Origin of the sequence: Chryseobacterium sediminis, from assembly GCF_008386505.1 — a bacterium.
Taxonomy (GTDB): Bacteria; Bacteroidota; Bacteroidia; order Flavobacteriales; family Weeksellaceae; genus Chryseobacterium; species Chryseobacterium sediminis.
Genome location: NZ_VUNZ01000001.1, coordinates 1,655,173 through 1,671,276 on the forward strand (window position 1 = coordinate 1,655,173; position 16,104 = coordinate 1,671,276).

The 16,104-nt window shown below is 36.9% G+C and carries 20 protein-coding genes; 13 read left to right on the top strand and 7 right to left on the bottom strand.

The window, feature by feature from the left end; genetic code table 11:
- Window positions 1–90: 90 nt before the first annotated feature.
- Entirely contained in the window at window positions 91–693 is a 603-nt protein-coding gene (locus tag FW780_RS07470; protein ID WP_061890314.1) for a master DNA invertase Mpi family serine-type recombinase, read from the top strand.
- A 52-nt stretch (window positions 694–745) separates the two neighbouring features.
- On the opposite strand, the gene FW780_RS22355 is transcribed toward FW780_RS07470, so the two are convergent.
- Window positions 746–886 carry a hypothetical protein gene (locus FW780_RS22355; RefSeq protein WP_167510660.1) on the bottom strand — a complete coding sequence of 47 codons (141 nt, stop codon included), beginning with the start codon at window positions 884–886 and terminating at the stop codon, window positions 746–748.
- A gap of 112 nt (window positions 887–998) precedes the next feature.
- On the opposite strand from FW780_RS22355, the gene FW780_RS07475 reads away from it, so the two are divergent.
- The 3 genes from FW780_RS07475 (at window position 999) to FW780_RS07485 (ending at window position 5,080) form a co-directional block, all read left to right on the top strand.
- Entirely contained in the window at window positions 999–1,496 is a 498-nt protein-coding gene (locus tag FW780_RS07475) for a hypothetical protein (protein WP_149832995.1), read from the top strand.
- 1,103 nt (window positions 1,497–2,599) lie between these two features.
- Window positions 2,600–2,920 (top strand): GIY-YIG nuclease family protein, encoded by a 321-nt coding sequence (locus tag FW780_RS07480; RefSeq protein WP_149832998.1) that lies wholly within the window; start codon window positions 2,600–2,602, stop codon window positions 2,918–2,920.
- A gap of 1,017 nt (window positions 2,921–3,937) precedes the next feature.
- Window positions 3,938–5,080 carry a 1-acyl-sn-glycerol-3-phosphate acyltransferase gene (locus tag FW780_RS07485; RefSeq protein ID WP_149833003.1) on the top strand — a complete coding sequence of 381 codons (1,143 nt, stop codon included), beginning with the start codon at window positions 3,938–3,940 and terminating at the stop codon, window positions 5,078–5,080.
- Between the two features lie 148 nt (window positions 5,081–5,228).
- On the opposite strand, the gene FW780_RS07490 is transcribed toward FW780_RS07485, so the two are convergent.
- Window positions 5,229–6,278: an alpha/beta fold hydrolase gene (locus FW780_RS07490; protein WP_149833007.1), complete on the bottom strand. Its 1,050-nt coding sequence runs from the start codon at window positions 6,276–6,278 to the stop codon at window positions 5,229–5,231.
- Window positions 6,279–6,495: 217 nt separating this feature from the next.
- Here FW780_RS07490 and FW780_RS07495 point away from each other — a divergent pair, with 217 nt between their 5' ends.
- A complete protein-coding gene (locus tag FW780_RS07495) occupies window positions 6,496–7,041 on the top strand; it encodes a hypothetical protein (protein WP_149833010.1) in 546 nt (181 codons plus the stop codon).
- A gap of 17 nt (window positions 7,042–7,058) precedes the next feature.
- Here FW780_RS07495 and FW780_RS07500 read toward each other — a convergent pair whose 3' ends face one another.
- From FW780_RS07500 to FW780_RS07510, 3 genes are all read right to left on the bottom strand, one after another.
- Window positions 7,059–7,487 (bottom strand): DUF3592 domain-containing protein, encoded by a 429-nt coding sequence (locus tag FW780_RS07500; RefSeq protein WP_149833013.1) that lies wholly within the window; start codon window positions 7,485–7,487, stop codon window positions 7,059–7,061.
- Between the two features lie 90 nt (window positions 7,488–7,577).
- On the bottom strand, window positions 7,578–9,065 hold the full coding sequence (locus FW780_RS07505; protein WP_149833016.1) for a serine hydrolase: 1,488 nt from the start codon (window positions 9,063–9,065) through the stop codon (window positions 7,578–7,580).
- 87 nt (window positions 9,066–9,152) lie between these two features.
- Entirely contained in the window at window positions 9,153–9,725 is a 573-nt protein-coding gene (locus FW780_RS07510; protein WP_149833019.1) for a helix-turn-helix domain-containing protein, read from the bottom strand.
- Window positions 9,726–9,913: 188 nt separating this feature from the next.
- On the opposite strand from FW780_RS07510, the gene FW780_RS07515 reads away from it, so the two are divergent.
- Entirely contained in the window at window positions 9,914–10,807 is an 894-nt protein-coding gene (locus tag FW780_RS07515; protein ID WP_149833022.1) for a CPBP family intramembrane glutamic endopeptidase, read from the top strand.
- 77 nt (window positions 10,808–10,884) lie between these two features.
- Here the strand turns inward: FW780_RS07515 and FW780_RS07520 are convergent, their stop codons facing one another.
- Window positions 10,885–11,955 carry a hypothetical protein gene (locus FW780_RS07520; protein ID WP_149833025.1) on the bottom strand — a complete coding sequence of 357 codons (1,071 nt, stop codon included), beginning with the start codon at window positions 11,953–11,955 and terminating at the stop codon, window positions 10,885–10,887.
- Window positions 11,956–12,000: 45 nt separating this feature from the next.
- Window positions 12,001–12,468, bottom strand: coding sequence for an SPASM domain-containing protein (locus FW780_RS07525; protein WP_149833028.1), 468 nt, complete (start codon window positions 12,466–12,468; stop codon window positions 12,001–12,003).
- A gap of 433 nt (window positions 12,469–12,901) precedes the next feature.
- On the opposite strand from FW780_RS07525, the gene FW780_RS07530 reads away from it, so the two are divergent.
- From FW780_RS07530 to FW780_RS07560, 7 genes are all read left to right on the top strand, one after another.
- The gene (locus FW780_RS07530; protein WP_034697211.1) at window positions 12,902–13,117 is read left to right on the top strand and encodes a RebB family R body protein; all 216 of its coding nucleotides are present in this window, start codon (window positions 12,902–12,904) and stop codon (window positions 13,115–13,117) included.
- Between the two features lie 17 nt (window positions 13,118–13,134).
- Entirely contained in the window at window positions 13,135–13,650 is a 516-nt protein-coding gene (locus FW780_RS07535; protein WP_149833032.1) for a hypothetical protein, read from the top strand.
- 38 nt (window positions 13,651–13,688) lie between these two features.
- Entirely contained in the window at window positions 13,689–13,877 is a 189-nt protein-coding gene (locus FW780_RS07540; RefSeq protein WP_149833035.1) for a hypothetical protein, read from the top strand.
- Window positions 13,874–14,704 carry a hypothetical protein gene (locus FW780_RS07545; RefSeq protein ID WP_149833037.1) on the top strand — a complete coding sequence of 277 codons (831 nt, stop codon included), beginning with the start codon at window positions 13,874–13,876 and terminating at the stop codon, window positions 14,702–14,704. The genes FW780_RS07540 and FW780_RS07545 overlap by 4 nt, the downstream gene beginning before the upstream one ends.
- A 38-nt stretch (window positions 14,705–14,742) precedes the next feature.
- Window positions 14,743–15,126, top strand: a complete 384-nt coding sequence (locus tag FW780_RS07550) for a hypothetical protein (RefSeq protein WP_149833038.1) — start codon at window positions 14,743–14,745, stop codon at window positions 15,124–15,126.
- A 23-nt stretch (window positions 15,127–15,149) separates the two neighbouring features.
- Window positions 15,150–15,377: a RebB family R body protein gene (locus FW780_RS07555; protein WP_077418521.1), complete on the top strand. Its 228-nt coding sequence runs from the start codon at window positions 15,150–15,152 to the stop codon at window positions 15,375–15,377.
- 465 nt (window positions 15,378–15,842) lie between these two features.
- Complete coding sequence (locus FW780_RS07560; protein WP_047378383.1) at window positions 15,843–16,100, top strand: RebB family R body protein; 258 nt, start codon at window positions 15,843–15,845, stop codon at window positions 16,098–16,100.
- Window positions 16,101–16,104: the final 4 nt, after the last annotated feature.

Genomic DNA, 16,104 nt, shown 5'->3' on the forward strand with positions numbered 1-16,104 from the left:
TCCTTGCTATTATTATTGCATAGAATTATTTTAGACAGTATAGGTATAAATTAAATCAAAATAGCATAATAATTTTTAACAACAAATACAATGATTTACGGATACATCAGAGTAAGTACAGACAAACAAACAGTAGAGAACCAACGTTTTGAAATCAATCAATTTTGTCAACATCAGGAAACTATAGTAGATAAATGGATTGAAGAAACCATCTCTGGTGCAAAAAATGTGGATGACAGAAAGCTTGGTAAGCTCTTAAAAAAGATGAAGAAAGGAGATATTCTTATCTGCTCTGAGCTTTCCAGATTGGGAAGAAATTTATTAATGATTATGGGAATTCTTAATGAATGCATGAATCGTGATATTCAAGTTTGGACGATCAAAGACAACTATCGGTTAGGAAGCGATATTAGTTCTAAGGTATTGGCTTTTGCTTTTGGACTTTCCGCTGAAATCGAAAGAAATTTAATTTCACAAAGAACTAAAGAAGCTTTAGCGAGAAAACGGGCAGAAGGAGTAATTTTAGGAAGACCAAAAGGAAGCAAGTCTTCAAAAACTAAACTTACAGGACATGAAAAGAAAATTCAGGAGCTACTTGATAAAAAAGTATCTTATTCTGCAATTGGAAGAATCCTAGGTGTGCATAGGCTGACTGTAAGTAGCTTTGTAAGCAGGCAAGAGAGTTTTAATTAAACCATAACAAAAAAGGTTCAGCATCTGCGTGAACCTTTTTCTATATATTAAGTTAGCCCTTCTCAATCAACCTCACCATCATCTCATCCTTCTCCTTCAACATCCTTTCATAAGTTCCATTTTCTCCCTTTTCATCATTTCCTTCTTTACACACTCTTTTTTTCTTCAAAAAGTCAAAAAAAACAAACCTCATTATCCCGTTTTCATTTTCTGATGAATGCCTCCTAAAAATCTTATTACCCTCTATTTTTCTACGCTTTACACTTATTATATTTGATCAGATTAACAATCAAAAACACAAGCATATGGCACTAGACAATTTAATCAGTATAAGTTTTACCGCAGAAGAACTTAATAACCTCGATCAGGCATTACAAACTATTGAAACGGTTTTATCAGGAAAAACCATCAATCTTACTCCCGAAGAAAGACAACAGTATGGAAGTATTGCAGAACAGAACAAACTCTTCGTCAATAAAGCCAAAATCTACATGGAACAATATCCCCAGCATGTTCCGAATTTCTTAGATAAAGCGGAATTCGATAAGGATTATCTGGGAAGAGAACAGGTAGAACAACGTCTGCAAATAATGAGTTCATTAACAGAACAGCTGTCTGATACTAAAGTTTTGCTGGATCATGATAACTATCACAATGCTATTACCTTCTATAGAAACATGAAATTCCTTTCAGGAGAAAATGTTCCCGGCACGAATGTCATTTATGAAGATATGAAACAGTTCTTTGTGATAACAGGGGCTTCAACCCCTCCGGCAACTCCCTCTGATGATGTAAAGAACTGATAGCAATCGGTTAAGCAAGTATCAATAGGCGGTTCTGAAGTTCAAACACCTATTTCAATAAGTATCAATACCCCCTTCCCTAAGGGGGTATTGTTATTTAATAACTGCCTGCAGGTTATTGAGGAAGTGTCTATAAGCTATTTTAAAATACCTACAGACACTTGATTAACTTATCACAGCTATTTCAAGACCGGCTTTTGACATATTGATAACGTGTTTTAGGGGCTTATCCATCCCACTTTTGGTTCTTAAGAAATACTTATGGCTACTTTTATAAGTACCTATAATGACTATTCTATAAAATTTACGCTTTCCCGTAAGCAGAAGCTTATTCATAAAATTCAACTATTAAGAAGGTGGAGTTATTTTTGGTTTGGTAAAGTTTGATAATAAGAGATGAGAAAATAGGAGTTTAGATTCCTGCGGAATGACAAGGTGGGCGCGTATTTTTTTTTGTGTGTATGTATTTGTAAATAGCCACTTATTTGTCCCAGACTTAATACAAATTATTCGCTTAGTCTACCCACACCGTTTGTCATTCCGTAGGAATCCAGATAGAGATCTACGTAAATAAATGATGATACAATAAAAGTGTAGATTCCTGCGGAATGACAAGGTGGGCGCATATTTTTTTGTGTGTATGTATTTGTGAATAGCCACTTATTTGCTCTAGACCATAGTACAAACTATTCGATTAGGCTATCCACACCATTTGTCATTCCGTAGGAATCCAGGCAGAGATTTAGATAATAAATGATGAGAAAATAAGAGTTTAGATTCCTGCGGAATGACAAGGTGGGTGCGTATTTTTTTGTGTGTATGTATTTGTGAATAGCCACTTATTTGCTCTAGACCATAGTACAAACTATTCGATTAGGCTATCCACACCATTTGTCATTCCGTAGGAATCCAGGCAGAGATTTAGATAATAAATGATGAGAAAATAAGAGTTTAGATTCCTGCGGAATGACAAAGATTGTGTCTCATTACCTTGTTTGGGTTCATTATATATTTTTGCTCCTTTCTTACAAATAGAAATTCATACTTAACTAAGAAGCAGTTGAAACATATTTTTTGTAACTTGTTATAAAACAAATACACAAATGATTGAGTTTTCAACAGGAAGATATACCTACTATATCTATATTCTTACCAATAAAAATAGAAAAGTACTTTACACTGGCGTTACAGGAAACCTCCACAGGAGATTGCATCAACACAAAACAAAGCTAAATCCCAGTAGCTTCACAGCAAGATATAATCTTGAATTTCTAATTTATTACGAGAAATATGATTGGATTCATCATGCCATTGAAAGGGAAAAGGAAATTAAAAACTGGTCAAGAATTAAGAAGCTTGAACTTATAAGGAAGACAAATCCTAATTTAGAATTTTTGAATTACTTGTTTGAAAATTGGCTTTGATATGGGCAGTATTCACATCAAATGATAAAATTGTTTATCGCTGGTAGTGAACTACAAACTATGCACTTAGACTATCCACAGCGTTTGTCATTCCGTAGGAATCCAGACAGAGATTTGGATAATAAATGATGATGCAATAAAAGTGTAGATTCCTACGGAATGACAAGATAGGTACGTATTTTTTTGTGTGTATGTATTTGTGAATAGCCACTTATTTGTTCCAGACTTAATACAAACTATTCGCTTAGATTATCCACAGCGTTTGTCATTCCGTAGGAATCCAGACAGAGATTTGGATAATAAATGATGATACAATAAAAGTGTAGATTCCTGTGGAATGACAAGGTGGGTGCGTATTTTTTTGTGTGTATGTATTTGTGAATAGCCACTTATTTGCTCCAGACTTAATACAAACTATCCACTTAGACTATCCACAGCGTTTGTCATTCCGTAGGAATCCAGACAGAGATTTGGATAATAAATGATGATACGATAAAAGTGTAGATTCCTACGGAATGACAAGATGGGTACGTATTTTTTTGTGTGTATGTATTTGTGAATAGCCACTTATTTGTTCCAGACTTAATACAAACTATTCGCTTAGATTATCCACAACGTTTGTCATTCCGTAGGAATCCAGACAGAGATTTGGATAATAAATGATGATACAATAAAAGTGTAGATTCCTGTGGAATGACAAGGTGGGTACGTATTTTTTTATGTGTATGTATTTGTGAATAGCCACTTATTTGCTCCAGACTTAATACAAACTATCCACTTAGACTATCCATAGCGTTTGTCATTCCGCAGGAATCCAGACACAATCTACGCAATAAGTGATGAGAAAATAGGAGTTTAGATTCCTGCGGAATGACAAGGTGGGCGCGTATATGGATTGTTTGTTATACACAGTTCAACTAACTCCTACGCCCCTCATAATACTTTAACACCCATTATACCTATTCCCCAGATAAATTTTCGTTCTTTTGCAAAAAGTTTTAATTTTTAAATAATCGCATGTCGAAGTTTGATGAAATACGGTATTTTCATGATCATGAAGTGAATGAAAGATTGCAGAGTGTAGCCCGTGATCCTATGATGAAAGCACTGATGAACTTTACTTTTCCCGGTGTGGATGAGCAAGTCTGGCTGGAACAGTTTAAGGATATCCATTCTATAAGTGATTTTCAGCATCATTTTGTAGCACATACCGTTCGTCAGATCCTTGCAAAAAGTTCTGAAGGTTTAACGACCTCAGGTTTTGATAAACTGGATAAAAATACGCCATACCTTTACATTTCAAATCACAGAGATATTGTATTGGATACTTCACTGCTTAACCTGGCTCTTCTGGAAAGCGGCCATATTATGACTGCTTCAGCCATTGGTGATAATCTTGTGAAAAGAAACTTTTTGAATATATTGGCTAAACTGAACCGTAACTTTCTAGTTCAAAGAGGCTTGTCGCTTCGTGATCAGCTTAAAAGTTCACAAACCATGTCTGAGTACATTGATCATCAATTGTATTACGAAAACCGCTCTGTATGGATTGCTCAACGTGAAGGCCGTACCAAAAACGGTAATGATGCCACTCAGCAGGGTGTTTTAAAAATGCTTGCTATGGCATCCGGAGATCAGTCACTGATAGAATATTTTAAAACTTTAAAAATTGTTCCTGTATCCATTTCTTATGAATATGATCCTACAGATTCTTTGAAAATGCCTCAGCTTTTGGCACAGCACAGGGATGAGGAATATATCAAAGGTAAAAATGAAGATTTTACCACCATGCTCAGCGGAATATTAGGACAAAAGAAGCGAATTCATCTTCATGCCGGTGATGTTATTGATACAGAACTGGATGAAATTGCCGCTACAATCGAGAATAAAAACAAACAATTGCAGGCTATTGCACAGTTAATTGACCATTCAATCATTAAGAATTATAAGCTTTGGCCTACAAAATATATAGCCTACGATCTGATTCACAATACAGATACGTATGCTTCACACTATACCGAACAGGAGAAACAGCTGTTTATCAGAAGACTTGAGATGCGTATAGACCCTTCTGACCCCGTTTCTAAAGAATATTTCTTAGCGATGTATGCCAATCCTTTAGTTAATAAACTGAAGCTCGAAGAGGGTTTTGAAGGATAGTTTACGATAAGAAAAAGACTGTATCATACGTTAAATCATTTGACTCTCAGTTTACGAAGGAAGAATTTTATTAATGAGATTCTTCCTTCGTCAGAATGACACTTTTGAGAAAGCCTCGAATGTTGCTATGCTATAAATCCGATAGGTTTTATTTAGACTGTGACATGGAGTCTACCTCTATAATGGCATCAGCAAATGCTTTTGGAGCTTCCTGTGGTAAATTGTGCCCAATTCCTCCCGTTAACGTGTGGTGTGCATACTTCCCTGTATATCTGGAAGCATAACTTTCCGGGGCAGGAAACGCAGCTCCGTTGGCATCACCTTCCAGGGTAACTGTTGGAACTGTAATGGACGGAGATTTTGCCAACTTAGCTTCAAGGGCATCATATTGTTTTTCTCCTTTCGCTAATCCCAGACGCCAGCGGTAATTGTGAATCACGATATCTACATGGTCAGGATTATTGAATGCTCCGGCAGAGCGTTCGTAGGTCTGATCATCGAAAGCCCATTTTGGGGAAGCTGTTTTCCAGATCAGTTTGTTAAATGCCATTGTATTCTCTTTATAACCTTTATACCCTCTTTCAGTTGAAAAGTAATACTGATACCACCATAATAACTCAGCATTGGGAGGGAGAGGTTTTTCGTTTGCCTTTGGACTTCCTATTAAATATCCGCTTACGGCAACCAAGCCAGTGCAGCGCTCTGGCCATAATGCGGCCATGATATCTGCAGTTCTGGCTCCCCAGTCAAAACCACCAATGATCGCTTTATCAATTTTTAAGGCATCCATAAAAGCAATGATATCCAATGCTACAGCACTCTGCTGACCATTACGTTTTGTATTGGGAGATACAAAAGTAGTTGTACCGTAGCCTCTTAAATAAGGGACCAAAACACGGTAGCCTTTTCCGGCAAGTATAGCAGAAGACTGTTCAAAACTGTGGATATCATAAGGCCATCCATGAAGAAGGATGACAGGTTTTCCATTTTCAGGGCCTACTTCTGCATAGCCTACATCCAGCAGTCCTGCTCTGATTTTCTTTGTATGCTGAAAAGCTGATCTGACCTCTGTATTTTCTATGTTTTTTTCGCCAGCGGTATAAGTCTGTGCTTTCAGAGACCATAATCCCATTCCTATCAAAATAAGTAAGGATAAAATAGCCTGTACTTTTTTACTGAAGTTCAATGTAGTATTCATAATAGTGATGTTTTTGTTATGGTAAAATTATTGCAAAACAGAGACAGAAATAAGTACAAATACTCTGAACAGGTCATATTAAACGGTGAATACTGATTATCGGCCGTTAAACCAGACAGCGGATACCTGAAATGATTATCAAAATGTGTAAAACAGAATTCAGCATCCAACAGTTTTTCCAAAAACAGTATCTTCGTACCTGAAAAAATTTGACAAAATGAAGAAAATACTATTTCTGGCTTCGGCTGTGCTTGTTCTCAATTCATGTGTGGTAAGAACGGCTACAAAAGTAGTTTCAGGCGCTGTAAGCTTAAGTTATAAAGCAGTAAAAGGAACGGTAAACGGAATCAGCTGGGCGGTAAGCAAAGCGAAAGGAAAAATTGATGAAGACCGTATAGACGGAACCTGGAAGGTGGTAGGTGTTTACCGTGGTTCTTTCGAGGATTTTTCAAAAGATCAGAATCCTGACGGCTCATTCACTTCAGAATGTACGGAAGGTTTTGACCAGATTATTTTCAAGACTAAAAAGTCTAAATTCAAACCGGTACACTGCAGTTCACAAGATGAAGACTGGGTAAAATATTCTATGGAGTTCGGAAAAAATCCTTCAACGAAAGAAAAAGAGAATTATATAGAATACAATTCCAACAACTATATTTCTGTCATCGATGCTAATAATAAAACGATGATTCTGGAAGGAAATCTGATGCCTAAGCTGGGATTTTCGGGAGCTAAATTATACCTTCTTGAAAAAATAAAGTAGAAATACAGAGGATCAGGTTATTTTAAAAACTGCTCTGCAATAAAATAACCTCCTCCTACCACCAGTAATGGCAATGCAATAGAAATCAATATTAAAGGCCAGGCAAAAATTCTAAAATACGTATATAATTCTACGGAAGAGGGATCGGCAGGATCGTAAATAACGGTCTCCGTCTCCCCTACCGACCAGGCTGAAGGATTGGTGCCTTCCGGCAGTTCATACGTATATTCAGTATTATTTTGTGTTCTGAAGGTAAAGAGAGGACTGAATACTGTTCCCTCTGATTCATATTCCCTTAATGAAGTAACAGTTGCGGTTGCCTTTTCTGCTTTCTTTAAGAATGAAAGAGTGTTTCTTAAACTTAAGAATGCAAAAATAAACAGCACTATTCCCGCACCGAGAATTATATAATATTGCCACATAACTTTCTTTTTATTTCTGCTCATAATATTGCAATCTGAAAATAAATATTTAGCTAGCTTACTTATTTTCAGATTGATATTCTAAATATACAAAGATTTATTACAAACGGACAGCTATTTACTTTCTATCTCCACAATCTTCTTCCCCTGCTCTCCCAGATAGTGAAGAACGAGTTTTTCATAGACTTTGTACCCGTCATCTACATTGGTGAATATCACTATCCCTTTTCCCGAATTGGGCAGTACAATGGCAATACATCTTGTTCCCTGATCTGCCCCGCCGTGAGATAATGCATATTCACCATTCCCCAGATCATAGATTTCAAAACCTAACCCGGAATATTTACCCTCTTTTACTTTAACCTGTTTTTTGATCATTTCCTGAAAGACTTCCGGCTTCAGATTTTTTCCTTTCATAATGCTGATCATAAAATTTCCGTAATCTTCTATCGTAGTATGCAGATCATCAGCGGCATTGGCTGTTTTAATTTTTTCTACTGGATAAGCATTCCCTTTTTCATTGTATCCTGTTACAAATTTTGTTTCATCTGTATTCTGATCCCAGATATAGTTTGTATTGTGCATTTTGAGAGGCTGAAAAATAAGTTCTTTCGCAAGCTGGTCCAGTGATTTTCCAAACTTCTTTTCCAGCGCTTTCCGAAGGTATTCAAAACCTTCTCCTGAGTATTGGTATTTTGTACCCGGATCGAACTGAAAGTTCAGTTTTTTATCAGTGTTCATCCATCTCCAGTTGGGAAAACCGGTCTGGTGGCTAAGGACCATTCTGGTTGTCAGTTTCTGATGTCTCGGATCGCTGATGATATCGGGGTCTGTCCAGTAGGTATCTAAAGGTTCATCTAGTTTCCATTTTCCTAAACTTATCAGGCGTAACGCGACTATTGCGGTGACAGGTTTGGTAAGAGAGGCTACATTAAAACAGGCATTAGGAGGAGTTAAAATTCCTGTTTTAGTATTTCCAAATACTTTTACCTGCTGTAGTTTTCCTCCTTCTATAATTCCTAATCCCATTGTGGGAATATTATTTTCTTTCAGCCAGCTTTGCATCGACTGATCGTTATCAAACATAGTTTCATTATCAGTAGTCTGCTTCGGATGATGATCAAAACTCAGTGAATTCTTAAGTTTCCACTCTGCATTTTCCAGAATCCACAGATGGGTAAACTTTGCTTCTCCGACTAATTTTTCAGCCTGATCTCCCATCTTTTCGTAAAACAGATGATCTCCGTTCTGAATGGCAGCATATATTTTTCCCTCTTTATACATGGGATAAATCTCGGTGCTTTTATCAACTAATACTCTTTTTAACTGGTAGGTTTCCGGAGATTTGCACAGTCCGTTTTTAAAGTCAATGATGAATTTATTTTTATCCTCAAAGCCGCCTTTATCGTGATAAAATTCAAACCTGTCACTTAACATACTTTCCATCTTTCCGATGTTGCAGGTATTGTAGCCTGCTGAAAAAAAGAGGCTGTCTTTTGAGATAATTGTTTTATAAAGAGGGTCTGTTTTTGTCATCTGTGCATGAACGATATTCATCAACAGAATAAAAAAAGGAAGAATAAACTGTGTAGATTTTGTCATTGTTATTTTTTTGACAAAGGTTCAATTTCATTTTGGTTTTCAAATAAAAATGAACCCGACAAAAACCCGACAAAGCCATGACACAAATTATAACATGCTGAATTTCAGTTTAAAATACAGTTTCTTTTTACGATCAATCTCAGCAGTATTTCTGAGGATCATGAATACATTAGACAAGGCAATAAGGATCATAAGAATAAGCGTAAACTCTTTTCCAAGCTTTAAAAAGATACCAATTATAAATACAATGGGTGCTATTGCAGTCCAAAACATTTGCAGTGAGATAATCTGTTTGGTAAGACTGTTTCTCTGCTTCATGATAAACATCAGCAGAAAGGGAGCAAGAATATTTAATGGTGGTACTACTACAAATAATAAAGAGGAGAGATTGATCATTTTAGCTACAGAATAATTGATTGTTTCAGATTCTTCTGTGCTTTCTGTTTTTAGCTCAATATCTTCTCGGAAAATAATGTTTTGTTCCTGTAATAATGAAGATTCTTCTATCTCCAAAGTCTGCGCCAGCGCTCTTAAAGTATGTCCCTTAGGTTCTGTTCCGGATTCTATACGCTGAATGGTTCTTACAGAAATTTTTGATTTTTCTGACAGCTCTTCCTGAGTCAGATTTTTTTGTTCTCTTATGGCTTTTAGTCTGGACATGTTCTAAGGGTAATACGAAAAAAAATTGTTTGGCTAATTTACAGTTTTCCATTATTAAAAAACAGAGGACTTCTTTTTTAATCTGAACAGTGCTAAAATTAGTATTCATATAAGAAATAAGTGTACTTTTATTAAAAAATAACCTTCTATTTTTCAATCATTTATAAACTATAACACCCAATCAGTTTATGGAAAATACAATATCCAAATCCGAAATAAGGAAGAATATTGCCACTTATCTTTGCCTTACCCTGCTTTTCTGTCTTCCGGTGTATTATATGTGTATTCGTACTGGGAAACTCGGTGGCGGAATTATCTCTTATGCTACCATTGTGATGTGGTGTCCGGCTATTGCAGCCCTTCTTACCTGCCGTATCCGGAAAATTCCTGTTTCTTCCCTGGGTTGGAAATGGGGTCTTACAAAATATCAGATCATGGCTTACTGCATTCCTATTCTATATAGTTTTGTTCCTTACCTCATCATCTGGATCAGTGGAGCTGGCGGTTTTTATAACCATGAGTTTGTGGCAGATGCCGGTAAAGGTATGGGCTGGAATCTTTCTGATGGCCAGACCATCATCCTGTATGTCATTCTGATGAGCAGCTTTGGCATGGTACGGTCGGTAGGATCAGCATTGGGTGAGGAAATAGGCTGGCGCGGTCTTCTTACTCCGCAGTTAGCTAAAATTAATTCTTATACTGCCACTTCTCTTTGGATGGGTCTGATATGGGCTATCTATCATTATCCTCTTCTGCTTTTTTCCAATTATAATACGGGCGGTCCCAAATGGCTGGCTCTTTTATGCTTTACGATCATGATATTTGCCTCTTGTTTCATTTTCACCTGGTTACGGTTAAAATCAGGGAGTTTATGGACGGGTGCTATTTTACATGCCAGCCACAACCTTTTTATCCAGTCTATTTTTACACCGCTTACTGCAGATACGGGAAATACCAATTATTATATTGATGAGTTTGGTATTGCTCTGCCCATTGCAACCGCTGTTGTTGCCTATTTCTTTTGGAGAAAGAGAAAGGAATTGCCTGAAAGAGAGACTGAAGATGCTCTTCTTTCCTCATAGCTTTATAATCAAACGGCCAGTCTTCTGTACAGAAGACTGGCCGTTTGATTATTTATTTTTTTGATTTTTTTGAAAGTTTATTTCGGAGCAATCACTTCAATAAGGTCTACTCTTTTAAGTAAACGTTGAAATACTCTCTGTGTTTCTTTGTTTCTTCCTAATGAAATACTTAATGCTTCTCCTCCCTTGTTTTCATTTTTAAGACCTATTTTACCTGCTTTGTGCGCTTCCCCACTCTTTACCTCCTCAACCTGCATTTCTTGATTGTCTAACCAGGATTTTATCTTTGATGTGGTAGTATTCTTTGATGCTTTTTGTAAAACCAACTGCTCCGGATCTCCTAATAGTTCTCTGGCATTTTTCTTCAATGTAAACTGTAAAAGAAATTTATAGCCGGCATCGGCTTTTGCATACTGTTTTGCCTGGCTGTACCCTCCTAAATGATTCTGAACAGGTATATCATCAGGTATATCCTCATCATTGGGTACATTTTCATCCATTATCGGATGCCTGAAGGTAAGATAGCTTTTAATTTCTCCCCCCATCCTCTTGTGTTTTTTAGCCCATTCACTTATCCCTTTAAATTCGGTTTCCCCCATTGTCCTGTAAATCATCATCTTGCTGAGGCCAGGATCACTTTCTGTTATATTTCCGAAGGAGTCCAATCTCTGTTGCATAAATTCTTTCTCTTTATCTCCCATGGTTAATTTTCTTTCGTGAAATTTTTCAAAGAAAAACAACTGGCGCAAATCCCGATATACAGAAGCTGTAAGGCCCTGAACACTGATAATGGTATTAACTTCATTGAATTCTTTTTCACTGATGTCACCATACTTTTCTTTTCTTATCTTTTCGTTTTCATCACTTTCCCACTGATCCTGATTAAATTTATAATCTATTTCAGACTGATAATCTGTGTTATAAATATCAAGCACCTGAATAATATCTTTAACATCCGCACCTAATTGCTGCAATGTTACCAGCATTTTTCTTTCAGCTTCCCTGCTTCCGATGAAATAGGTATTGAAAACTTCCTGTACGCTCATTCTTTTTATTTTCCCATTTTTCATTCTGATTCCTATCTTCGCTTTATCATTCGTCCCCTTAGAACTGAAAAACAAGTCATTGTATTCTTTTATAATGTTCATAATTGTTTTATTTTAAAGTTAACTGATCCGATTTTCACTTTCCTATTACGAAAGTTTTTCTCTCAATTCCGCGGCTGATTTCTGTATGAAAGCCCTGGAATTTCCATCAAATGCAGCACCTAATCCAGCCATCAGTTTACGCCCCGGATGACTTTCGTCATTCCATTTACTCTGCCAGTATTTTTGCTCTTTGTCTCCTACATTCTGATGGTTTTCATGGGTACCGAGTTCTTTCAGCAGTTGCTGCATTTCCGGATCATTGAATATTTCGCCAATCTTCTGTTCCCCGATATTTCCAAATATTAAGTGAATCAATCGTATGGAAGGATAAACTCCGTACCCAACCTGATCAGGGGTGAAGTCTTTGGTGGCAAGCATCGCACCCAGTCGTCCAGTCCGGTCTACTCTATCAGGATCCAACAATGCTTTGTACTGCTGGTATTCATTTCTTCCCATCCAGGCGGTTCCTGCTCCTGATGCAGAAAGTAAAAACTGTAAGTATCTTTTTTTCATGTTAATAGGTTTTACATTGAATAAATATTTGTATCACAAATTTCTGTGTAAACATTAGGATTCATCAAAGGGGAAAGCCCCATTTTCAAAAATTAGGGGTTTACCCGTATCAGCGACCGGCATATTTGTGTATTCATGCAATAATGATTATTAGATCACTTATATATTGGGGTATTTTCCTTCTTTATATTATTTAGAATATAATGTTTTATCTGAAAATTTCACTCGTAGGAGAATTCCCTTATTTTTTAAAATTCCGTTTTTTCCCTTAATGAAGATTTATTTCGATTGATGAAATTTGTATCAGACAAAAGAGATCAACAATCTCATAGTTAAGACTTAACCAAGAAATAATAATAAGGTTGAGCTGAAGAAAGTCTTTGAAAAAAGATGTTTGAAAATAAAAATAATAATAACCCATTAAAACCAGAATATGGCAGAAACCGTAAACACCCAGACTACAGATGCAGTAACGCAGACCAATGTTACCGTACTTGGTGAGTCTCCCGCACAGGCTATGAGTATGCTTTACCAGATGGCCACGCATGCCAGTGGAATTTCCATTCAGAATTCTGTAACCAATCAGCAGAACTTGAACCAGCTCAACCCTGCGATTGTTGCAGATGCCATTAAAATTTTAAAAGGATAATATAAAACCTTACAATCATGAGTGAACACAACAGTGAAACCCAACAATCCCAGGCAGCAAATGCTACCACTCCGGCGGAAAAAGCTGTAGTATTTGTGAACAGTGAGGTACTGGCCCCGCCTAAGGCTTCCCCAATGACCGGAGTAACAAAAGTAATGATAGAACAGTCTACAGGAATGATGGTTCAGGATTTACAGTCTTTTTTGAAAGGATTTGAGCAGGTAGGCCTGATTGCATTAAGCAGACTCGCCAATAATTTACTGACGTATGGAACGACTTTCGGGCCGGCTCCGGGCAGTAAGGACACCTCCACTCAGATGGCAGAGCAACTGCAAGGCCAGGATGCAGGAAAAGGAAATGAAATGATGAAAGATTTATTCAAAATGGTAAGTGAATATGCTGAAGTGAAGGCTAAAATTTCCAATACTATTTATAATGTCAACACATCTCCGGTTCCTGCCGCTCTTCCATCTCCCCCATCGTTTACGGAAGTTTCTCCTGAGGTTGAAGATCCCGAAAAAAAAAACGAGTAGATCCGGTTCCGGAAGAAGTCTCATCAGAAAAGGAAGGTATGAGAAAAAGCTTTATCACGGCTGATCATGGGGGAAAATTAGTATTAAAGTCAGTAAAACTGACACAGCCACTCGTAAAACCAGAGATTAAGGAAGCAGTAATTCCTTCAGTAGAGCTTGAAATTAACCAAAAGAAAAAAACAATAATAAGCCAACTTCTTGAAAAAATTAAAATAAATAAAAGATGAATTATTCTTCAACAACTAAACCCGCCAAAATTTTAAATCTAGAAAGTTTAAATGATTTAAATGAACGACTTTACCTGACGCGAAGTAATGATATTTCTTATTTTGACCCGAAAAGTACTGATGCCAAAAAAACCGATCATAATGCAGAGCGTATTGTATTTAATCTTCAGACCTCCAATATTAATATTCAGCCTTCTATACGACTGGTCAACTGCATCAACAGGGGAAATAAAAGGTACAATTATTTCCAGTCTTTTGTAGTGGAACCTAAAGATAAGTCAACGGGAATTGCTGTAATCATGGTTAAACTGGATGATCCGAAAGCTTTTTACTGTAACGTCAGAATTTTACCTTTTACAACCTTAAGTGAAATTGCAGTTCCGGATCTTGATTCAAAGTTTTTAACAATCAATCTTGAAAAGGCAAAATGGATTCTTAAAACTGATATCACAATTACACCATCTGATACGGGAGAAGCCCAATATTCGGTACATGACGTAGATGTAGCTTCTATTTCCGAATTGATAAGTCAAGAAGATATAATCACATTAAAAAGAGAACTGGAATTCCAGGCTTCTAAGTTGATTGCACACTATTTCCAGGAAATCCTGAGCATAATTGTGAACGAAAACCCTCCAAACAACGGCAGGCTTCCTGTGATTCCTGATGATTATATCCTTACTCTGCCTGCTAATCAGTTAAAAGAGATGTTGTCTGCCAGTGCTGTGTCCGCCTGTATTGCTTTGGAAATTACAGGATATAATGTAGTAAAAGATATCAATCTGGATTGGAGAGCTGCAGCAGCATACATCAATTATCTGCTGTAAGTAAACGCTCTCTTTTTTCAACACTCAAAACAATACTTATGCGCAGAAGAATCCGTAAGAAGGCCCCCGCTCAGAAACCTCCGGTACCTGTAACGGAACCTGAAATCATCGACAAAGAAATCATGCCTTTTGTTTTAAGACATGAAGATGAAATCATCAATTATATCAGGGATAAAGCCGTAAAAGAGACTATGAAATCTCTCGCCCCACTGCTGGAAAAGCTGGAAGAAGCGGTGAAACAGCAAGAATCTCCTCAGGCACAGGTCGTCACACCAGCTCCGGCTGATCCTCCTATGATGAACTACGAAGAACAATTGAAAAGACTTCAGGAGGCATCTACGGCAAAGGTAAAAGAGAAGGAACTTAAAATTATGGACCGAATGAATAAACTGAATGCCAGATTTGGTAATATCCGTCCATAAAAACATCAAAACCAACAGATATTATGAACGAAATTGATACTATAATCATGGGAATGTCTACGGCTGTACCTAACGCTATTTCAACACAGGTAAGCGCACATTCTACGGGTGCAATGCAGATCAATTCTGCCTTGAACCAACAACGAAATAACATGACCGCCATCGGCAGCTATGTCATGGGCTTAAAAAAAATGAGTCCAAAGAATATGAAAATAAAAGAACTGGAGACCATTAGAAAAGGACGTTTCTAATTTCAGTTCAACTCAAACCACGGATGCGGTTTATTTTCTCTGTAAAGATGAAATCCGGTGCCCTCAGCATATACAATCAGGTCAACATTTATTTTGCACCGTTTTTCAGATGCTGTTTATGTACAGAAACAATTATTCAGAATCCATCTTTAGCCCAAAGGAAGCCAGCATTGCCAGCATACCTACAGCAGAAATGTATTTTTAAGACAGATATTAAAAATAAAAACCGCATCCTTTTTATCATGAAATATGCTTTAAACTCATACAGGTTTTACAGATAGGGGTTTCAATCATTGTATTCAGAGCCACCCTTCAAGTCTAATTTATTCATAACCTGTTAATATCAATGCCTTTGAAATGTATTCATCTGCAGAATCTGTAGTGAGTTTAAAATAAAATAGAAAACTAGTTTACCTCAATAATTATTAACCGAGATCAGATCTCAACAAAAAAACAAAAACAATTATGCCAGTTAATGAACAAATCACAGACGCAGTAACGCAATCTAATGTGAAAGTAGTAGGAGAATCTCCTGCAATGGCTTTGGCCAACGTGTATCAATCTGCAGCACATTCTACAGGAATTATGTTTGAAAATGCAGTGAATGCACAAAACCAACAGAATATTCTAGGTCAGGCAGCTACCACTCAGGGTATTCTGCAGATCTATAGCCTGGATACGGTAGCAGATGCGGTTTCCATTGCTAAGATTCTTAAGCCTTAATTTT